This is a genomic window from Curtobacterium sp. MCBA15_008 (assembly GCF_001865065.1).
Lineage (GTDB): Bacteria > Actinomycetota > Actinomycetes > Actinomycetales > Microbacteriaceae > Curtobacterium.
The window spans coordinates 32,709-50,625 of the sequence record NZ_MJGN01000019.1 but is presented as its reverse complement, the minus strand read 5'-3'; the positions used below and the strand labels follow the sequence as shown (position 1 = coordinate 50,625).

Annotated in this window: 16 protein-coding genes; 13 read left to right on the top strand and 3 right to left on the bottom strand. The window is 71.6% G+C overall.

Annotated features, from left to right (window positions below; all coding sequences use genetic code 11):
- Positions 1–28: 28 nt before the first annotated feature.
- Positions 29–958 (bottom strand): proteasome assembly chaperone family protein, encoded by a 930-nt coding sequence (locus BIU96_RS09760; RefSeq protein ID WP_071292420.1) that lies wholly within the window; start codon positions 956–958, stop codon positions 29–31.
- A 160-nt stretch (positions 959–1,118) separates the two neighbouring features.
- Here BIU96_RS09760 and BIU96_RS09755 point away from each other — a divergent pair, with 160 nt between their 5' ends.
- The 9 genes from BIU96_RS09755 to BIU96_RS09715 all read left to right on the top strand — a co-directional run bounded on the left by BIU96_RS09755 (position 1,119) and on the right by BIU96_RS09715 (position 11,823).
- Positions 1,119–1,829: an HAD family phosphatase gene (locus tag BIU96_RS09755; protein WP_254786075.1), complete on the top strand. Its 711-nt coding sequence runs from the start codon at positions 1,119–1,121 to the stop codon at positions 1,827–1,829.
- Positions 1,826–2,965, top strand: a complete 1,140-nt coding sequence (locus BIU96_RS09750; RefSeq protein ID WP_254786073.1) for a tRNA (adenine-N1)-methyltransferase — start codon at positions 1,826–1,828, stop codon at positions 2,963–2,965. Before BIU96_RS09755 ends, BIU96_RS09750 begins: the two co-directional genes overlap by 4 nt.
- 43 nt (positions 2,966–3,008) lie before the next feature.
- Positions 3,009–3,938, top strand: a complete 930-nt coding sequence (locus BIU96_RS09745) for an FKBP-type peptidyl-prolyl cis-trans isomerase (RefSeq protein ID WP_071292418.1) — start codon at positions 3,009–3,011, stop codon at positions 3,936–3,938.
- Between the two features lie 71 nt (positions 3,939–4,009).
- Positions 4,010–5,038 (top strand): YafY family protein, encoded by a 1,029-nt coding sequence (locus BIU96_RS09740; protein WP_071292417.1) that lies wholly within the window; start codon positions 4,010–4,012, stop codon positions 5,036–5,038.
- Positions 5,031–6,002: a YafY family protein gene (locus BIU96_RS09735; protein ID WP_071292416.1), complete on the top strand. Its 972-nt coding sequence runs from the start codon at positions 5,031–5,033 to the stop codon at positions 6,000–6,002. Before BIU96_RS09740 ends, BIU96_RS09735 begins: the two co-directional genes overlap by 8 nt.
- 497 nt (positions 6,003–6,499) lie before the next feature.
- On the top strand, positions 6,500–7,252 hold the full coding sequence (gene tatC / locus BIU96_RS09730) for a twin-arginine translocase subunit TatC (protein WP_071292428.1): 753 nt from the start codon (positions 6,500–6,502) through the stop codon (positions 7,250–7,252).
- Positions 7,249–9,690, top strand: coding sequence for an RNA helicase (locus tag BIU96_RS09725; RefSeq protein ID WP_071292415.1), 2,442 nt, complete (start codon positions 7,249–7,251; stop codon positions 9,688–9,690). The genes tatC and BIU96_RS09725 overlap by 4 nt, the downstream gene beginning before the upstream one ends.
- 11 nt (positions 9,691–9,701) lie before the next feature.
- Positions 9,702–11,369, top strand: a complete 1,668-nt coding sequence (gene lnt, locus BIU96_RS09720) for an apolipoprotein N-acyltransferase (protein WP_254786071.1) — start codon at positions 9,702–9,704, stop codon at positions 11,367–11,369.
- 103 nt (positions 11,370–11,472) lie between these two features.
- Positions 11,473–11,823: an RNA polymerase-binding protein RbpA gene (locus tag BIU96_RS09715; RefSeq protein WP_070419007.1), complete on the top strand. Its 351-nt coding sequence runs from the start codon at positions 11,473–11,475 to the stop codon at positions 11,821–11,823.
- A gap of 88 nt (positions 11,824–11,911) precedes the next feature.
- On the opposite strand, the gene BIU96_RS09710 is transcribed toward BIU96_RS09715, so the two are convergent.
- The gene (locus BIU96_RS09710) at positions 11,912–13,147 is read right to left on the bottom strand and encodes an SPFH domain-containing protein (protein WP_071292414.1); all 1,236 of its coding nucleotides are present in this window, start codon (positions 13,145–13,147) and stop codon (positions 11,912–11,914) included.
- Positions 13,144–13,617: an NfeD family protein gene (locus BIU96_RS09705; RefSeq protein ID WP_071292413.1), complete on the bottom strand. Its 474-nt coding sequence runs from the start codon at positions 13,615–13,617 to the stop codon at positions 13,144–13,146. Before BIU96_RS09705 ends, BIU96_RS09710 begins: the two co-directional genes overlap by 4 nt.
- Positions 13,618–13,771: 154 nt before the next feature.
- Here BIU96_RS09705 and BIU96_RS09700 point away from each other — a divergent pair, with 154 nt between their 5' ends.
- The 4 genes from BIU96_RS09700 (at position 13,772) to BIU96_RS09685 (ending at position 17,887) form a co-directional block, all read left to right on the top strand.
- Complete coding sequence (locus BIU96_RS09700) at positions 13,772–14,533, top strand: SDR family oxidoreductase (RefSeq protein ID WP_071292412.1); 762 nt, start codon at positions 13,772–13,774, stop codon at positions 14,531–14,533.
- Between the two features lie 27 nt (positions 14,534–14,560).
- Complete coding sequence (locus BIU96_RS09695; RefSeq protein WP_071292411.1) at positions 14,561–15,016, top strand: NUDIX hydrolase; 456 nt, start codon at positions 14,561–14,563, stop codon at positions 15,014–15,016.
- A gap of 80 nt (positions 15,017–15,096) precedes the next feature.
- A complete protein-coding gene (locus tag BIU96_RS09690; protein ID WP_071292410.1) occupies positions 15,097–17,463 on the top strand; it encodes an excinuclease ABC subunit UvrA in 2,367 nt (788 codons plus the stop codon).
- A 109-nt stretch (positions 17,464–17,572) separates the two neighbouring features.
- Positions 17,573–17,887, top strand: coding sequence for a DUF4190 domain-containing protein (locus BIU96_RS09685; protein WP_071292409.1), 315 nt, complete (start codon positions 17,573–17,575; stop codon positions 17,885–17,887).
- Positions 17,888–17,917 lie beyond the last annotated feature (30 nt).

The following is a 17,917-nucleotide window of genomic DNA, read 5'->3' as shown; positions in this document are numbered from 1 at the left end:
CGCGCCTCCAGTCCGTCGCCGGTCGCGTCTACTGCGGGGGCTGCGGGGGACGGAAGCCCTCACCGCCGGCGGTCCCGCCGTCCTTGCCGTCCTTGCGTTCGCGACGGCGCAGGTACTGCTCGAACTCCTGCGCGATGGCGTCGCCGGAGGCCTCGGGGGAGTCGACCGTGTCGCGGGCCTGCTCGAGCTGGCCGATGTACGAGGCCATGTCCTCGTCGTCGGCGGCGAGGGCGTCGATGCCCTCCTCCCACTCGGTGGCGTCGTCGAGCAGGGTGCCCCGCGGGACGGTGACGTCGGTGAGCTCCTCGATCTTGTCGAGGAGCGAGAGCGTGGCCTTCGGGGACGGGGAGTTGTGCACGTAGTGCGGCACCGAGGCCCAGAGGGAGAGCGTGGTGAGCCCGGCCTTGTCCATGGCGTCGGCGAGGACCCCGAGGATCCCGGTCGGCCCCTCGTAGGAGGACTTGTCGACGTCGAACGCGGCGCGGACCCCGGCGTTCTCGCTGGACACGAAGACGGAGATCGGGCGGGTGTGGGGCACGTCCGCGAGCATCGCGCCGACGAGCACCACCGCGTCGATCGAGTACACGTCGGCGAGGTCGATGATCTCGGCGCAGAACCCGCGCCACGTGCGGGACGGCTCCGGGCCGACGAGCACGTACACGTCACGCTCGGTGGGGGAGCCGGTCGCGCCGATCACGGGGCGCCCCTCGGCCCCGGGGCCGTACAGGACGATGCGGGGCCACTGCACCCCGCGGACGCCGTTGTCGTCGATGCCGACGTTCGGCCGGTTGAACTGGTAGTCGACGTAGCGCTCACCGTCGAGTTCGCGGAGCTCGTCGAGCGCGAGCGACTCGACGATGCGCCTGGCGAGACCGCTCGCCGCTTCTCCGGCGTCGTTCCAGCCCTCGAACGCGACGACGAGCAGTCGTCCGTCGCTGAAGGGGGAGTGCTGTGGCACGGACGGGACCTCCTGTGGTGGAGCGGGGCGGGAGCGGCGGAGGCCGCGCACGGCCGGACATGATTCGCAGCAACAAGGATAGGGCCGCGGGCAGTCCGAGCGCCCGCCCGTCCGCGCTGAGCGGAAAGGGCCGCCACGCGCCCCGGTAGACTCGTCGCCCGTGACCGCGCATCCCCCCGCCCTCGTCCCGCCCGCAGCCGTGCTGTGGGACATGGACGGCACGATCATCGACACCGAGCCGATCTGGCAGCAGTCCCAGATCGAGCTGACGGAGCGCTACGGCGTCGTCTGGACGCACGAGGACGGCCTGGCGCTCGTCGGCAGCGGCCTCGAGCGCTCGGGCGAGATCCTCCGCGACAAGGGCGTGGACATGGAGGTCGAGGAGATCATCCAGTGGATGACCGAGTACGTCATGGTGCGGCTCCGCGACGCCGAGCTGCCGTGGCGTCCGGGGGCACGGGAACTCATCGAGGAACTCCACGCCCGGGGCATCCCGACCGCGCTCGTGACGATGTCGCGCCGGAAGATGGCGCTCGTGGCCGCCGAGGCCCTGGGCGAGCGCGGCTTCCGCACCGTCGTCGCGGGTGACGACGTCGAGCGGCCGAAGCCCTTCCCGGACGCCTACCTGGCCGCCGCCGCCCAGCTCGGCGTGGACGCGACGGCCTGCGTCGCGATCGAGGACTCCGCGACCGGGGTCGCCTCCGCCGTTGCGTCCGGGGCCGTCACGGTCGCCGTCGAGCACATCGTGCCGCTGTCCGACATCACCGGCGGGGACGTGCACCTGACCACGCTGGCCGACGTCGACGTCGACCGCCTCATCGAGCTGACCGGCCCGGCCCTCGCGGCCCGCACCCAGGAGGTCGCACGATGACCGACGCCCCGTCCGACCCCACCGCCGCGCCGGCCGACGTACTGGCCGACCCCACCGCCGCGCTGCCGCACACCGTCGGCGGTGCCCCGCACACGCCGCCGCGGGGGCCGTTCCGCGCTGGTGACCGGGTCCAGCTGACCGGGCCGAAGGGCAAGCTCACGACGCTGTCGCTCGAGGTCGCCGGCGAGTACCACACCCACCGCGGCGTGCTCCGGCACGACGACGTCATCGGCCAGCCGGACGGCTCGGTCATCCGGGCGAGCACCGGCGACGAGTACCTCGCGCTCCGGCCGCTCCTCAACGACTACGTCATGTCGATGCCCCGCGGTGCCGCCATCGTCTACCCGAAGGACGCCGCCCAGATCGTCGCGTTCGCCGACGTCTTCCCCGGCGCCCGCGTGGTCGAGGCCGGCGTCGGGTCCGGCGCGCTCTCGCTGTTCCTGCTCCGCGCGATCGGCCCGACCGGCCAGCTGCAGTCGTTCGAACGCCGCGAGGAGTTCGCCGCGATCGCCCGCGGCAACGTCGGCACCTTCCTCGGCGCCGTGCCGGACAACTGGTCCGTGACCGTCGGCGACCTCGTCGAGGAGCTGCCGGACGCCACCGAGCCGCAGAGCATCGACCGCGTCGTGCTCGACATGCTGGCGCCGTGGGAGTGCGTCGACGCCGCGGCCGACGCGCTCGTGCCCGGTGGCCTGGTCGTCTGCTACGTCGCCACGGTCACGCAGCTGTCCCGCACGGCCGAGGCGCTCCGGGAGACCGGCCGCTTCACCGACCCGCAGTCGAGCGAGACCCTGGTGCGCACCTGGCACGTCGAGGGGCTCGCCGTCCGTCCGGACCACCGCATGGTCGGCCACACCGGGTTCCTCGTCACGGCGCGCCGCCTCGCCGACGGGGTCGTGCTCCCCAACCTGAAGCGTCGCGCAGGCAAGGTCGAGTTCTCCGACGAGGACGTCGAGGCCTGGACCCCCGGTGCCGTCGGTGACCGGTCCGCCAGCGACAAGAAGCTCCGCAAGGTCGCGCGCCAGGCGGCGGCGCAGGCCCGCAAGGTCGCCGCCGCCGAGGCCGGCTCCGCCGCGGACGGCCCGGCTGCGGACCCGGGCTCCGCCGCGAACGGTCCTGCTGCGGGCGACCGGTAGGCTACGCGTCGTGCCCGTCCTGCATCGAACGGAAAGAGGGTCCGTGCGCACCATCCCCGCACTCCTGGTCACCATCGGCCTCGCCGCAGCACTCACCGGGTGCGCGGCCAGCGGGGCCGGCACCACGCCGTCGAGCTGCGCCGCTCCCGGTGCCGCGTCCGAGGCCGTGACCGCCACCGGTTCGTTCGGCAAGGAGCCGAAGGTCTCCGTACCCGGCGGCCTCACCACCAAGGGCACGCAGGTCTCCGTCCTGCGGCAGGGCGACGGGCGCGAGGTCGAGGACGGCACCCCCGTGCTCATCGAGTACACCCTGGTCGACGGCGCCACCGGCGAGGTCGCGCAGACCAGCGGCTACACGGGATCGACCGCCCCGATCACGGCCGGCGCGAGCAACTACGGCGCACTCGGTGCCGCCGTCGAGTGTGCGCAAGTCGGGGACCGCCTCGCCGTCGCGCTGCCGAAGAGCGCCCTCAACTCCGCCGCCTCGGGCGACACCGGCACCTCGTCGAAGAAGACCGAGGACGCCGTCGTCGCGGTGATCGACGTCAAGCGTGCCTTCGACTCGCGCGCGACCGGCACGCCGCAGCTCGCGGGCGACCGGATGCCGGCCGTCGTGCTCGCCCCCTCCGGTGCGCCCGGCATCACGATCCCGTCGTGGAACGCCCCGACCGGCGACGAGACGCACCTGCTCCGCAAGGGCTCCGGCGCCGAGCTCACCGCGAAGGACACCGCGCTCATCAAGTACACCGCCGTGACGTGGGGCACCGACGGCACGGACGCCTCGGTCGCGGGGTCCAGCTGGACCGACGGCTCGGGCGCGCAGACCGTCCCGCTCGCCAAGGGCCAGGTGCAGGAAGGCGTCCGGAACGCCATCCTCGGGCACCGCGTCGGCGACCAGGTGCTGGCGATCGTGCACCAGCAGGGGACCGCGTACGCGTACGTGATCGACGTCCTCGGCACGGTGTCGAGCTGACCTCGTCCGACCGTCCACGGACCGCGGCGCGGGTGCACTCCGGTGCACCCGCGCTGCCGTAGGATCGGCTCGTGCCAGCGACCCGTGTGCCCCGTGTGCCTGCCGAGGAACGGCTGTTCAGCCTGGTCCTCGCGCTGCTCTCCACGGAGTCCGGGCTGACGAAGTCCGAGATCCTCGCCAACGTCCAGGGCTACCGCCAGCGGTTCAGCACCGGCGGCGACAACGCGTCGCTCGAGCGGCAGTTCGAGCGCGACAAGGACGACGTCCGCGAGCTCGGCATCCCACTCGAGACGATCGAGACGCCCGGGGCCGCCGGCAACAACCAGACGCTCCGGTACCGGATCCCGAAGGGCGAGTACGACCTGCCCGACGACGTCCGTTTCACGCCGGACGAGTCCGCGCTGCTGTCGCTCGCGGCGATGGCCTGGCGTGAAGGCGCCCTGTCCGCCGACTCCCGCCGCGGGCTCCTCAAGGTTCGCTCGGCCGGCTCCGAGGACGACGACGGCGCCGGCGCGCTCGGTGTCGACGCGTACGCGCCCCGGCTCCGCGCCCGTGACGTCGCCTTCGAGCCGCTCCGGTCGGCACTCGACCGTGCCGCCGCGGTCCGCTTCGACTACATCACGCCCGGTCAGCACGACGCCCGTCGGCGCGAGGTCGCCCCGCTCGCGCTCGTGCAGCACGGCGGACGGTGGATGCTCGCCGCGCACGAGTTCGTGACCGACAGCGTCAAGAACTACCTGCTCTCGCGGATCGTCGGCCCCGTCGCCCAGTACGAGGTCGGGCAGCACCCGGCACCCGCCGGGGCGGGGGAGCGCGCGCTGGCCGAACTCGACCGGATCTGGGCGGCCCGCACCGCCCGCATCCGCGTCGCGCCGGGCTCGGACGCCGAACGCCGGCTCGCGCGCCGACGCGACACCGAGACCGACGACGCCGGCGTGCTCGTGCTCCACCACGTCGACCCGCAGATCCTCGCCGAGGAACTGGCCGCCTTCGGGCCCGAGGTGCAGGTGCTCGAGCCGGCCGAACTCCGCGAGCGTGTGACCGAACGACTCCGGGCCCTGGTGGCGGACCACAGCGACGAAGGGGATCCCCGTGGCTGAGCAGCAACCGCTCCAGGCGCAGGACAAGCTCGCGTTCCTCCTTGCCCTGGTGCCGTACCTCATCGACCGCGAGCGCGTCTCGGTGGCCGAGGCCGCGCGTCACTTCGGCGTGCCCGAGGCCCGGATCCGACGCGCGGTGGAGCTCATCGCGGTGTCGGGCGTTCCCGGCGAGACGATGCAGTACCAGCACGGCGACCTGTTCGACATCGCCTGGGACGACTTCGACCAGAACGACATGATCGTCCTGACGAACCTGGTCGCGATCGACGACTCCCCGCGGCTGTCCGCACGCGAGGCCTCCGCGCTCATCGCCGGCCTGCAGTACCTGTCGGCGCTGCCCGAGGCTGCTGACCGCGACGCCATCCGGGCCCTGATGGCGAAGCTGTCCCGCGGCGCCGGGGGAGCGGCGGCGAACGTCGCCGTCGGGCAGGACCTGCACGACGTCGCCCTCGCCACCATCCGCCGCGCGATGTCCGACTGCCGGGGGCTCGCGTTCGAGTACGCCGGTCCGCGCACCCAGGGCGGTCCGCGACGGGTGGACCCGCTCCGCGTCGAGTCGATCGACACCGACTGGTACCTCCGCGCGTGGGACCTCGACCGGCAGGCGCTCCGCACGTTCCGCCTCGACCGGATGTCCGGCGTCCGCGTCGACGACCGCGCTGCCGAGAAGTCCATCGAGGACGTCGTCATCCCGGACACCCTCTTCCAGCAAGCGGCCGAGGACGTCATCGTCACGGTCGAGCTCGACTCGTCGTCGCTCCCGCTCGTGGCCGACTTCCTCGCCGACACCGCCGACGCGCCCGACGGGGACGGCCGGGTCCGCATCCGGCTCGCGGCGTCGAACGGGTTCGACGGGGTCGTCCGACTCGTCGCCGGGCTGCCGGGGCGGGCCGTCGTGCTCGACCCGCCGGCGGCCCGCGCTGCCGTCCGCGACTTCGCCGCGGCGGCCCTCGCCGCCGACTGACCCGCGGGGCGCCGGGCGCGCCTGCGCCCTGCGCCCGCGCGCGCCGCGCGCGCTGGTGTCGCCGCGATCGCACCCCCGGACGCACGTCGCGCCCCGGTGTGTGGGGGTGCGGTGTCCGCCGGAGGGTGCGATCCGCCTTGGACCGGACCAGTTCGGGCCTGGAGGCGCGTGGCGGCCCCGCCACGCGCCTCCAGGCCGTCGGCCGCTCGCGGTTCGGGCGTGAGCCCGCTCGTTCCGGGCGTACTCGGGCGTTTCGGGCGTACTCGGTGGTTTCGGGCGTACTCGGTCGGAAGTTCCGACCGAGTACGCCCGATCCGACCAGGTACACGCCGTCCCAGCCCGCGGGCGTCGAGCATCGCCGGACGCCGGGAGCACGAGCTCGCGACAGTCGCGGCGGACTGTCGGCCCCGGTCCCGTAGGATCGGTGCATGGCTTCGACGACCGCGCGCGGGCGAGCGAGGCGGACCGGACGTCCGACGAAGGACACCGAAGGCCGCATGTCGCTCGGGCAGCACCTCATCGAGCTGCGCAACCGCCTGTTCAAGGCCGTCATCGCGGTGGCGATCTGCGCGGTCGGCGGGTGGTTCATCACCCCGTTCGTGCTCGATGCGCTGCGGTCACCGGTCGCCCAGCTCGCCAAGGTCGGCGGGCACACGGCCGAGTTGAACTTCCCGATGATCACGGGCGCGTTCGACCTCAAGCTGCAGATCGCGATCACGATCGGCATCGTCATCTCGAGCCCGGTGTGGCTCTACCAGATCTGGGCGTTCATCGTCCCGGCGCTGGTGCGGCGCGAGAAGCAGTACGTCTTCGGGTTCCTCGGCACCGCCATCCCGCTGTTCTTCGCGGGGTGCTGGTTCGGGTGGTACATCCTGCCGCACGTGGTCGGCATCCTGGGCAGCTTCGTGTCGAGCCAGGACACCTCGATCGTCGACGCCAAGGCCTACTACGACTTCGTCATCAAGCTCATCGTGGCGGTCGGCATCGCGTTCGTGCTTCCGGTGTTCCTCGTGCTGCTCAACTTCGTCGGCGTGCTGTCGGCCTCGTCGATCATCAAGTCCTGGCGCGTCGCGATCCTCTGCATCCTGGTGTTCTGCGCGATCGTCACGCCGAGCGCCGACGTCATCTCGATGTTCTTGCTGGCCGTGCCGATGATCGTGCTCTACGTCGCGGCGTGCGCGGTGACCTGGTTGCACGACCGCCGGATGGCCAAGCGCCAGGCGAAGCTCGACGAAGAGTACGGCCTGTGAGCTCCGGACCCAGCCCCGCCGAGCGGTTCGCGGCGGCGAAGGTGCGCAGCCGCTCCCGCAACCTCGAGCTGTTCCGCGCCGACCTGCGCTTCGACCTCGACCCGTTCCAGATCGCCGCGGGCGACGCGCTCGACCAGGGTCGCAGCGTGCTCGTGGCGGCGCCGACGGGTGCCGGCAAGACGATCGTGGCCGAGTTCGCGATCTGGCTGGCGATGCGGCAGCCGACGGCGAAGGTCTTCTACACGACGCCGATGAAGGCGCTGAGCAACCAGAAGTACTCCGAGCTCGTCGCGGTCTACGGCGAGTCCGAGGTCGGTCTGCTCACCGGTGACACGAACGTGAACCCCCGGGCCCGGGTGGTCGTGATGACCACCGAGGTCCTCCGCAACATGATCTACGCGGACTCCGACCTGCTCGACGACCTCGCCTGGGTGGTCCTCGACGAGGTGCACTACCTCGCCGACCGCTTCCGTGGTGCCGTGTGGGAAGAGGTGATCCTGCACCTCCCGACCGAGGTCCGTCTGGTGTCCCTCAGCGCCACGGTGTCCAACGCGGAGGAGTTCGGCGACTGGCTGCAGACCGTCCGCGGCGACACCGACGTCATCGTGTCCGAGGACCGTCCGGTGCCGCTCGAGCAGCACGTGCTCGTCGGCTCGAAGATGGTCGACCTGTTCGACTCCAGCGGCGCTGCGGCGACGAACCGGGTGAACCCCGAGCTGCTCCGACTCGTCGGCGGGGCCTCGCGCAGCGAGCGCAACGGCGGCGGACACCGCGGTGGCCGGGGTCGCGGCGGTTACCACGACCGTCGGGGTCCGCGCACCGAGAAGCTGCACCGCGAGCGCATCGCGCACATGCTCGACGAGCGGATGCTCCTGCCCGCGATCTTCTTCGTGTTCAGTCGGAACGGCTGCGACCAGGGCGTCCGCAACGTCCTGCGCTCGGGTCTCTCGCTGACCACGGTGCAGGAGCGCAACGAGATCCGCGAGACCGCGGAGTACCACTGCCGCACCCTCCTCGACGAGGACCTCGCCGTCCTCGGCTACTGGGAGTGGCTCGAGGGGCTCGAGCGCGGTGTCGCCGCACACCACGCCGGCCTGCTCCCCGCCTTCAAGGAGGTGGTGGAGGACCTCTTCCAGCGCAAGCTGCTCAAGGTCGTCTTCGCGACGGAGACCCTGGCACTCGGCGTGAACATGCCGGCGCGCACGGTGGTGCTCGAGAAGCTCGAGAAGTTCAACGGCGAGGCCCGCGTGCCGATCACGCCGGGGGAGTACACGCAGCTCACCGGCCGTGCCGGACGCCGCGGCATCGACGTCGAGGGGCACTCGGTCATCCAGTGGTCCGACGGACTCGACCCGCAGGCCGTGGCATCGCTCGCGAGCCGCCGGACGTACCCGCTGAACTCGTCGTTCAAGCCGACGTACAACATGGCCGTCAACCTCATCGACCAGTTCGGGCGCCAGCGCACGCGCGAGGTCCTCGAGACGTCGTTCGCGCAGTTCCAGGCCGACCGCTCGGTCGTCGACCTGGCGCGCAAGGTCCGGTCGCAGCAGGAGTCCCTCGACGGCTACCAGCAGGCGATGCAGTGCCACCTCGGCGACTTCACCGAGTACGCGGCACTCCGGCGTGAGCTGTCCGACCTCGAGCGGACGAACGTCCCCGGCGGTCGCGAGGCCTCGCACGGCGCGCGCGCCGAACGGCAGGCGGCCATCACCGAGGTCCGGCGCCGGATGCAGCGGCACCCCTGCCACGCCTGCCCGGACCGCGAAGCGCACGCCCGCTGGTCGGAGCGCTGGTACAAGCTCAAGCGCGCCAACGACAAGCTCGTGCAGCAGATCCGCTCCCGCACGGGCGCCGTCGCGACGACGTTCGACCGGGTCACCGACGTCCTGCTCCAGCTCGGCTACCTGGTCGACACCGGCAACGGCGAGGCGACCGTCGCCGCGGGCGGCCGGCGGCTGCAGCGCATCTACGGCGAGCGGGACCTGCTCGTCGCCGAGTGCCTCGAAGCCGGGGTGTGGAAGGACCTCACCCCCGCGCAGCTCGCCGCGATGGCCGCCACGATCGTGTACCAGCCCCGCCGCGAGGACGCACCCGGCACCGAGCACGCCCTGCCCCGCGGTGCGTTCCGTCCGGCACTCGACGAGACCCTGAACATCTGGTCACGACTCGACGACATCGAACGCGACGCCCGGCTGGCGGGCTCGCAGCCGCCGACACCGGCCGCCGCGGTCGGCATGTTCCGGTGGGCGTCCGGCTCCGCGCTCGACGACGTCCTGCGGACGCTCGACCTGCCCGCGGGGGACTTCGTGCGCTGGTCGAAGCAGGTCATCGACCTGCTCGACCAGATCCGCAACGCCGGCGACGACGACCTCGCCCAGACCGCCCGTCGGGCGACGGACGCGGTTCGCCGCGGCATCGTCGCCTACGCGGCGGTCTGACGGGAGGCCCGGTGCCCGTTCCCGAGTCCGTCGTGCGTCCGCAGGACGTCGGCCCGACCGCCCGCCGCGGCTCCGTCGGGACGTCTCCTGCCCGTCGCGCGCAGCGTCCGTCCGACGGCGTCATCCGCCCGGGTCGGAACCCCTTCGCGGCGTTGCCGCTCGCGCAGGCGTTCCCGCTCGCGGTGATCGGTGGTGTCCTGTTCGCCCTGTCGTTCCCGTCGCCGGGGTGGTGGTTCCTCGCGTACCCCGCTCTGGCGTGCATGCTGCTCGCTGCGATGGGCCAGCGCGCGCGCCGCGCCGCGTGGCTCGGGTACGTCGCCGGAGCGGCCTTCTACATCCCCGCGATCTCGTGGGCCGGACGCTACCTGGGACCGGTCCCGTGGTTCGCGCTCGCGCTCTTCGAAGCCGTGTTCTTCGCCCTCGGCAGCGTGGCGATCGCCCTGGCCTACCGCTGGGTCGCGCGCGTCCTGCCGACGACCGCCGGACGCGTGTGGGGCCTCCCGGCCGTCGTCGCCGCACTCTGGACCGGACGCGAGTGGTTCTCGGGGAGCTGGCCGTACGGCGGCTTCGCCTGGGGGCGCGTCGGACTGTCGCAGTCCGAGAGTCCGTTCGCCCACCTGGCCGCGTACGTCGGCGTGCTCGGCGTGACCTTCGTGGTCGTGTACTGCACCGCCGTGGTGCTGTCGCTCGCGCTCGTCGCGCCGACCCACCCCGGCGCCGTCCTGCGGCTGCCGACGCGTGTCGCGACGGCCGGGCTCCTCGTCGCCGCGGTGCTCGCCGTCCCCGCCTGGCCGACCGCGACCAGCGGCTCGCTCCGCATCGAGTCCGTGCAGGGGAACGGGCCGGCCGGCTACTTCGACCGGGCGACCCCCGGCGAGGTGCTCGAGTCGCAGGTGGCCGCCACCGACGTCGCCGCGAAGGGGGTCGACCTGGTGGTGTGGCCCGAGGGCTCCGCCGAGTTCGACCCACGTCAGCAGCCGGTCATCGCCTCGGCGCTCGACTCGGTGGTCGACTCCGTCGGGGCACCGATCGTCGCGGGCGCCATCACGCAGACCCCGGCGGGGGTGCTGCACAACACGTCCTTCGTCTGGACGGCGAACGGGTGGCAGTCGTCCTACGACAAGAAGCGCCCCGTGCCCTTCGGTGAGTACGTGCCCGACCGCTGGTTCTTCTCGAAGCTCGCCCCGTCGCTCATCGGCCTGCTGCAGCGCGACTACACGCCGGGCACGAAGCCGAACGTCCTGTCCGTCGCCGGGGTGAAGGCGGGCATCGCGATCTGCTTCGACATCGTGGACGACGGACTGACCCGCGACATGGCGCGCGGGGGAGCGCAGGTGATCCTCGCGCAGACGAACAACGCCGACTTCTCGGGTACCGACGAGAACCTGCAGCAGCTCGAGATCGCCCGGATGCGCGCGATCGAGACCGGCCGGTCGCTCGTCAACATCTCGACGGTCGGCGCGTCCCAGGTCATCGACCCCACCGGGCGCACCATCGACCGCGTGCCGGAGTACACCGCGACGTCGATGATCACCGACGTCCCGCTCGGCACGACCACCACCCCCGCCACCATCGCCTCCGGAGGGATCGCGTTGCTGCTCTCCCTCGGCGGACTCCTCACGCTCCTCGCCTGCGCCCCGTGGTCGCGCAGCGTCGCCCGGAGCCGACGCCGTCCCTGATCGCCGGTCGGCCCACTGGGAACGCACTGTGAATGCGCCGGGCCGGGATTGATGCTGCGTGGGACAGTGTTGGAGAGGGCAGACGAGCGAGAGGAGCACACACATGGCTGATCGGAGTCTCCGCGGCATGCGGCTCGGGAGTCAGAGTCTCCAGAGCGAAGAGGGCGTCGAGCTCTCTGACCGCAAGCGTGCGGTCTACCAGACGGAATCGGGGGAGACCTTCGACATCGTCTTCTCCGCCGACGCGGACGTCCCCCAGACCTGGTCGGAGCCCCGCTCCGGACGCGAAGGCCGACTGCTCGGTGACGACGGCATCCCCGTCGAGGTCGCCGAAGAGGACGTGAAGGCACCCAGGACCCACTGGGACATGCTGCTCGAGCGGCGCTCGCGCGAAGAACTCGAGGAGCTCCTGCAGGAGCGTCTCCAGTTCCTCCGCGCCCGACGAGGCGCCTGACGATCGACGTCTGACGCTCGACCGCGAACACCACGACGCCCGCCCCGGTTCCCCGGGGCGGGCGTCGTCGTGCGTGCTGCGGTGACCGCTAGCGGCGACCGGAGCCGTCGGTGAAACGGTGGCCGGAGGCGTCGTCGGGCTTCGCCGTGGTGTCGGACTCCGCCGCGTCGTGCTTCGCCGCGGCGTCGGCATCGAGCTGCTGCTCGGTCTCGTCGTCGGCCGCCGCGAGGTGCGCGTCGACGCTGCGGTTCGACTCCGCCAGACGCTGGTCGAGTTCGGACTCGGGGACGATGTCCGCCGCAGTGGCATCCGCACGGGGAGCCGACGCAGCTGCAGCGTCGGCCGACGTGGTGTTCGCCAGGCTCTCGTTCGCGAGCTTCGAGATCCGGGAGAGGAAGTCGCCGCCCCCGGCGCCGGCGACGGGACCGCTGCCAGTCCGGCCGCCCGAGAAGCCCTTGGCGATGCCGGACAGGGCTTCGGTGAACTCGCTCGGGATCATCCAGAGCTTGTTCGCGGTGCCCTCGGCGATCTTCGGCAGCATCTGCAGGTACTGGTACGACAGCAGCTTGTCGTCCGGGTCGCCGGTGTGGATCGCCTCGAACACGGTCGCGATGGCGGAGGCTTCACCCTCGGCGCGGAGGACCTGCGCCTTCGCGTCACCCTCGGCCGCGAGGATGGCGGCCTGCCGCTGCCCCTCGGCCTCGAGGATCTGCGACTGCTTCGTGCCCTCGGCCTGCAGGATGGCGGCACGACGGCTGCGCTCGGCACGCAGCTGCTGCTCCATGGCGTCCTGGATGGACACGGGCGGCTCGATGGCCTTGAGCTCGACACGGCCGACGCGGATGCCCCACTTGCCGGTCGCCTCGTCGAGGACCACGCGGAGCTGACCGTTGATGTTGTCGCGGCTGGTCAGGGCCTCTTCGAGGTTGAGCCCACCGACGACGTTGCGGAGCGTGGTCGTGGTGAGCTGCTCGACGGCGCCGAGGTAGTTCGCGATCTCGTAGGTCGCGGCTCGGGCGTCGGTGACCTGGAAGTAGACGACCGTGTCGATCGACACGACCAGGTTGTCCTCGGTGATCACGGGCTGCGGCGGGAACGAGACGACCTGTTCGCGCATGTCGAGGAGGGGACGGAGGCGGTCGATGAACGGGACCAGGAGATTCAACCCTGGGTTGAGGGTCTTGTGGTACTTCCCGAGCCGCTCGACGATGCCCGCTGTCGCCTGCGGCACGATGCGGATCGCGCGGGACAGGACGACGATCACGAAGATGACGACGACCAGGATGAGGACGAGCAGAGCGATCGTCCCGGCTGAGATGGTCACGAGGTGGCCCTTTCTCCGAGGCGGACGACGGCCGTCGACCCCTCGATGGACTCGACGACCACGGGGGTGCCGAGCGGCGGTGTTCGGTCGGTGGAGTCGGAGGCGATGCGGGCGCTCCACGTCTCGCCGTTCGCCAGGCGCACCTGGCCCGGGGCGGACGACGTGAAGGCGACGGCGACGGTGCCGCGCAGCCCGATGAGGGCCTCGACGTTGGTTTGGTGCGGGTCGGCGCCGCGGCCGAGGGCCGTCAGGAGGCGCGGGCGGACGAGCGAGAGCAGCACGAGCGCGAGGACGGCGGCGATGATCGCGGACAGCCACCACGGAGCGCCGAGCAGCGCGGCGATCAGTCCGCCGGCGGCCCCCGCCGCGAGCATGATGAAGATGAAGTCGAGCGTGAAGATCTCGACCACCCCGAGCAGGAGCACCAGTCCGATCCAGATGATCGTCTGGATCCAATCGATCGTGTTCACGCGATCTCCCTCCCTCGGTCGCGCGCGGCTCTTCGCTGCGTCGCGACGGCCGGTCCAACTCCGTTCAACATATCAGCAACGGGTGTCGGCCGCCCGGGCGATTGGTAGGCTCGACGGCGGCCGACCCGCCGGAACGAACCTGGAGAACACGACTGTGAGCAACCCCCTCGCCCCCGGATCCCTCGCCGACAAGCGCGCCCTCGTCACGGGGTCGTCCCGCGGCATCGGTGCGGACACCGTCGGCTACCTGGCCGAGGCCGGTGCCAAGGTCGTCGTGAACTACCGGAACAAGGCCAAGCGCGCCGAGCAGATCGCCGAGAAGATCGTCGCGGCCGGTGGCTCGGCCCTCGCCGTCGGCGCCGACCTGACCGAGCACGACTCCGTCCAGGCGATGGTCGACGCCGTCGTCGCCGAGTGGGGCGGCATCGACCTGCTCGTGCTCAACGCGTCGGGCGGCATGGAGTCCGGGCTCGGCGAGGACTACGCCCTCCGCCTCAACCGCGACGCCCAGGTCGACATGCTCCAGACCGCCGTGCCGCACATGCCGGCCGGATCCCGGGTGGTCTTCGTCACGAGCCACCAGGCCCACTTCGTCGAGACCGCCGAGACGATGGACGAGTACGTCCCGGTCGCGAAGAGCAAGCGCGCCGGCGAGCTCGCCCTCCGTGAGCTCGTCCCGCAGCTCGAGGCCGCCGGCATCGAGTTCGTCGTCGTCTCCGGCGACATGATCGAGGGCACCATCACCGCGACGCTCCTCAACCGCCTCAACCCGGGCGCCATCGAGGGTCGCCGGCAGGAGGTCGGCAAGCTCTACAGCGTGTCGGAGTTCGCGGCCGAGATCGCCCTGGCCGCTGTGGAGCCGATCCCGGCGGACCACACCAAGCTCGTCGGCGACGTCAGCGGCTTCGCGCAGTAGCCGTCCCGGTCCGCTAGCGTCGATCGGGTGACTGCGAAGCCCGGTCTGCGACTGACCTCCCGGATCATCCTGCTCGACCCCGAGGACCGCGTGTTCCTGATGGACACGAAGTCGCCCTCGTCGGACGGCGCCCACCGGTGGATCACGCCCGGCGGCGGCGTCGACCCGGGGGAGGACCACCGCGACGCGGCGATCCGCGAACTCCGCGAGGAGACCGGCATCGTCATCGACGACCCGGGCGAGCCGGTGTGGTCGTGGGACTTCGCAGTGGAGTGGGACCTTGCCGACCACGACCGGGGCCACTCCGAGTTCTACGTCGTGCGGACACCGGGCTTCGTCCTGTCGGACGCGGAGTGGACCGCGGACGAGCAGGTGGACATCCTGCAGTCACGCTGGTGGACCGCCGACGAGCTCGAGGCCACGGACGAGGCCTTCGAGCCCGCCGAGCTGCCCGACCTGGTGCGGCGCCACGCCGCGGCCTGAACCCACGCGTCGTCCGACCGGGCCGTTCCACTGCGGAACCGTCCTGTAGAACGTCACACGCCACCGGTAGCCTGGCCGACATGGAACCCCGCGCTGACCACGCCGCCGACAGCCACGACCGCATCCGGGTGCGGGGCGCGCGTGAGAACAACCTGCGGGACGTCGACGTCGACCTCCCCAAGCGGCGGCTGACCGTCTTCACCGGTGTGTCCGGCTCCGGCAAGAGCTCGCTCGTCTTCGCGACGGTGGCGGCCGAGTCGCAACGGATGATCAACGAGACCTACAGCGCCTTCGTGCAGGGGTTCATGCCGTCGCTCGCCCGACCGGACGTCGACGTCCTCGACGGCCTGACCACCGCGATCGTCGTCGACCAGGAGCGCATCGGGGCGGACCCGCGCTCGACGGTGGGCACGGTGACCGATGCGAACGCCATGCTCCGGGTGCTGTTCAGCCGACTCGGCACGCCGCACATCGGGGGACCGAACGCGTTCTCGTTCAACCTCGCGACCGTGACCGCGGGTGGGGCGATCACCGTGCAGAAGGGGAAGGACGCCACGGCCGAGAAGGTCTCCTTCACGCGGCTCGGCGGGATGTGCGCCGACTGCGAGGGGCGCGGCTCGGTCACCGACATCGACCTCAGCCAGCTCTACGACGACACGAAGTCCCTGGCGGACGGCGCGATCACCATCCCGGGGTACGGCACCGACGGCTGGAACGTCCGGATGTTCGCCGAGTCCGGGTACGTCGACAAGGACACCCCGATCCGCGACTTCACCGAGCAGGAGCGCGCCGACTTCCTCCACCGCGAACCGACCAAGCTGAAGATCGCGGGCATCAACATGACCTACGAGGGCCTGGTGCCCCGCGTCCGCCGGTCGTTCCTGCAGAAGGACCGCGAAGCGATGCAGCCGCACATCCGGGCCTTCGTGGACCGTGCGGTGACCTTCACGACCTGTCCCGCGTGCGACGGCACCCGCCTGAACGACGTGGCCCGGTCGTCCACGATCGCCGGCAAGAACATCGCCGAGGTCTGCTCGATGCAGATCACCGACCTCGCGACCTGGCTGCACGGCCTCGACGAGCCGACCGTCGGCCCGCTCCTCGACGGGCTGCGCGACGCGGTGGACTCCTTCGTCGGGATCGGTCTGGGCTACCTGTCGCTCGACCGGCCGACGGGCACGCTCTCCGGCGGCGAGGGCCAGCGCGTCAAGATGGTGAAGCACCTCGGGTCCTCGCTGAGCGACGTGACCTACGTCTTCGACGAACCGAGCACGGGGCTGCACCCGCACGACATCGAGCGGATGAACGGACTGCTGCTCCGCCTGCGCGACAAGGGCAACACCGTGCTGGTGGTCGAGCACAAGCCCGAGGTCATCGCGATCGCCGACCACGTCGTCGACCTCGGGCCCGGTGCGGGCACCCACGGCGGGACCCTCTGCTACGAGGGGCCGGTGGACGGCCTGCGGGGGAGCGACACCGTGACCGGGAAGCACCTCGACGACCGGGTGACACTCAAGGCGAGCGTCCGCGACCGCACCGGGGCCATCCCGATCCGCGGTGCCGACACCCACAACCTGCAGGGGGTCGACGTCGACGTCCCGACCGGGGTGCTCACGGTCGTCACCGGTGTCGCCGGCTCCGGCAAGAGCACGCTCATCCACGGGTCGCTCGCACCGCGCGCCGACGTCGTCGCGATCGACCAGGGAGCGATCCGAGGCTCCCGACGCAGCAACCCGGCGACCTACACCGGGCTGCTCGAGCCGATCCGCAAGGCCTTCGCGAAGGCGAACGGGGTGAAGCCCGCCCTCTTCAGCGCGAACTCCGAGGGGGCCTGCCCGGCGTGCAACGGCGCCGGCGTGATCTACACCGACCTGGGCATGATGGCCGGCATCGCGACGCCGTGCTCGGAGTGCGGTGGCAAGCGGTTCGACCAGTCCGTGCTCGAGTACCGGTTGGGCGGGAAGGACATCAGCGAGGTCCTCGCGATGCCCGTGGCCGAGGCGGAGCGGTTCTTCGCCGGGGGCGAGGCGAAGATCCCGGCGGCGCACACCATCCTCGCCCGGCTGGTGGACGTCGGACTGGGCTACCTGACGATCGGACAGCCGCTCACGACGCTGTCCGGCGGCGAACGCCAGCGCCTCAAGCTGGCCACACACCTCGGCGACGACGGCGGCATCGTGGTGCTCGACGAGCCCACCACCGGCCTGCACCTGGCGGACGTCGACCAGCTGCTCGGGCTGCTGGACGGCCTGGTGGACTCCGGCAAGACCGTCGTGGTCATCGAGCACCACCAGGCCGTGATGGCGCACGCCGACTGGCTCATCGACCTCGGACCCGGTGCCGGTCACGACGGCGGACGCATCGTGTTCGAGGGCACGCCGGCCGACCTCGTCCGCGCGCGGTCGACCGTGACCGGGGAGCACCTGGCGGCGTACGTCGGCGCCTGACCCGCGGCCACGACCGGAACACGAGCCGTGCGTTCGGTCTAGCGTTCCGAGTGACGCTCATGCTCGGCTGCCCGGCCATCGGCGAGCGTCCTCACCGAAGGAGCTCTCCATGTCCACGAACGGATACCCGCCCGCGCAGAACGCCCCCGGTCAGACCCCCGCGACGAACGGTGGCAACGGCCTCTCGATCGGCTCGCTCGTCCTCGGGATCGTCGGCGTCGTCTTCTCGTTCCTGTTCGTCTGGGTCGGCCTGATCGCCAGCATCATCGGACTCGTGCTCGGCATCATCGCCCGACGCCGCCCGACGAGCAGCCGCGGCATGGTGCTCGCGGGCATCATCCTCAGCGCGATCGGCCTCGTCCTGTCGATCGTCTTCATCATCATCGCGCTCGCGATCGTCGTGCCGGCCGTCACCAACAACTGACCCGCCCGGCAGGCGGACTGGAGGCGCGTG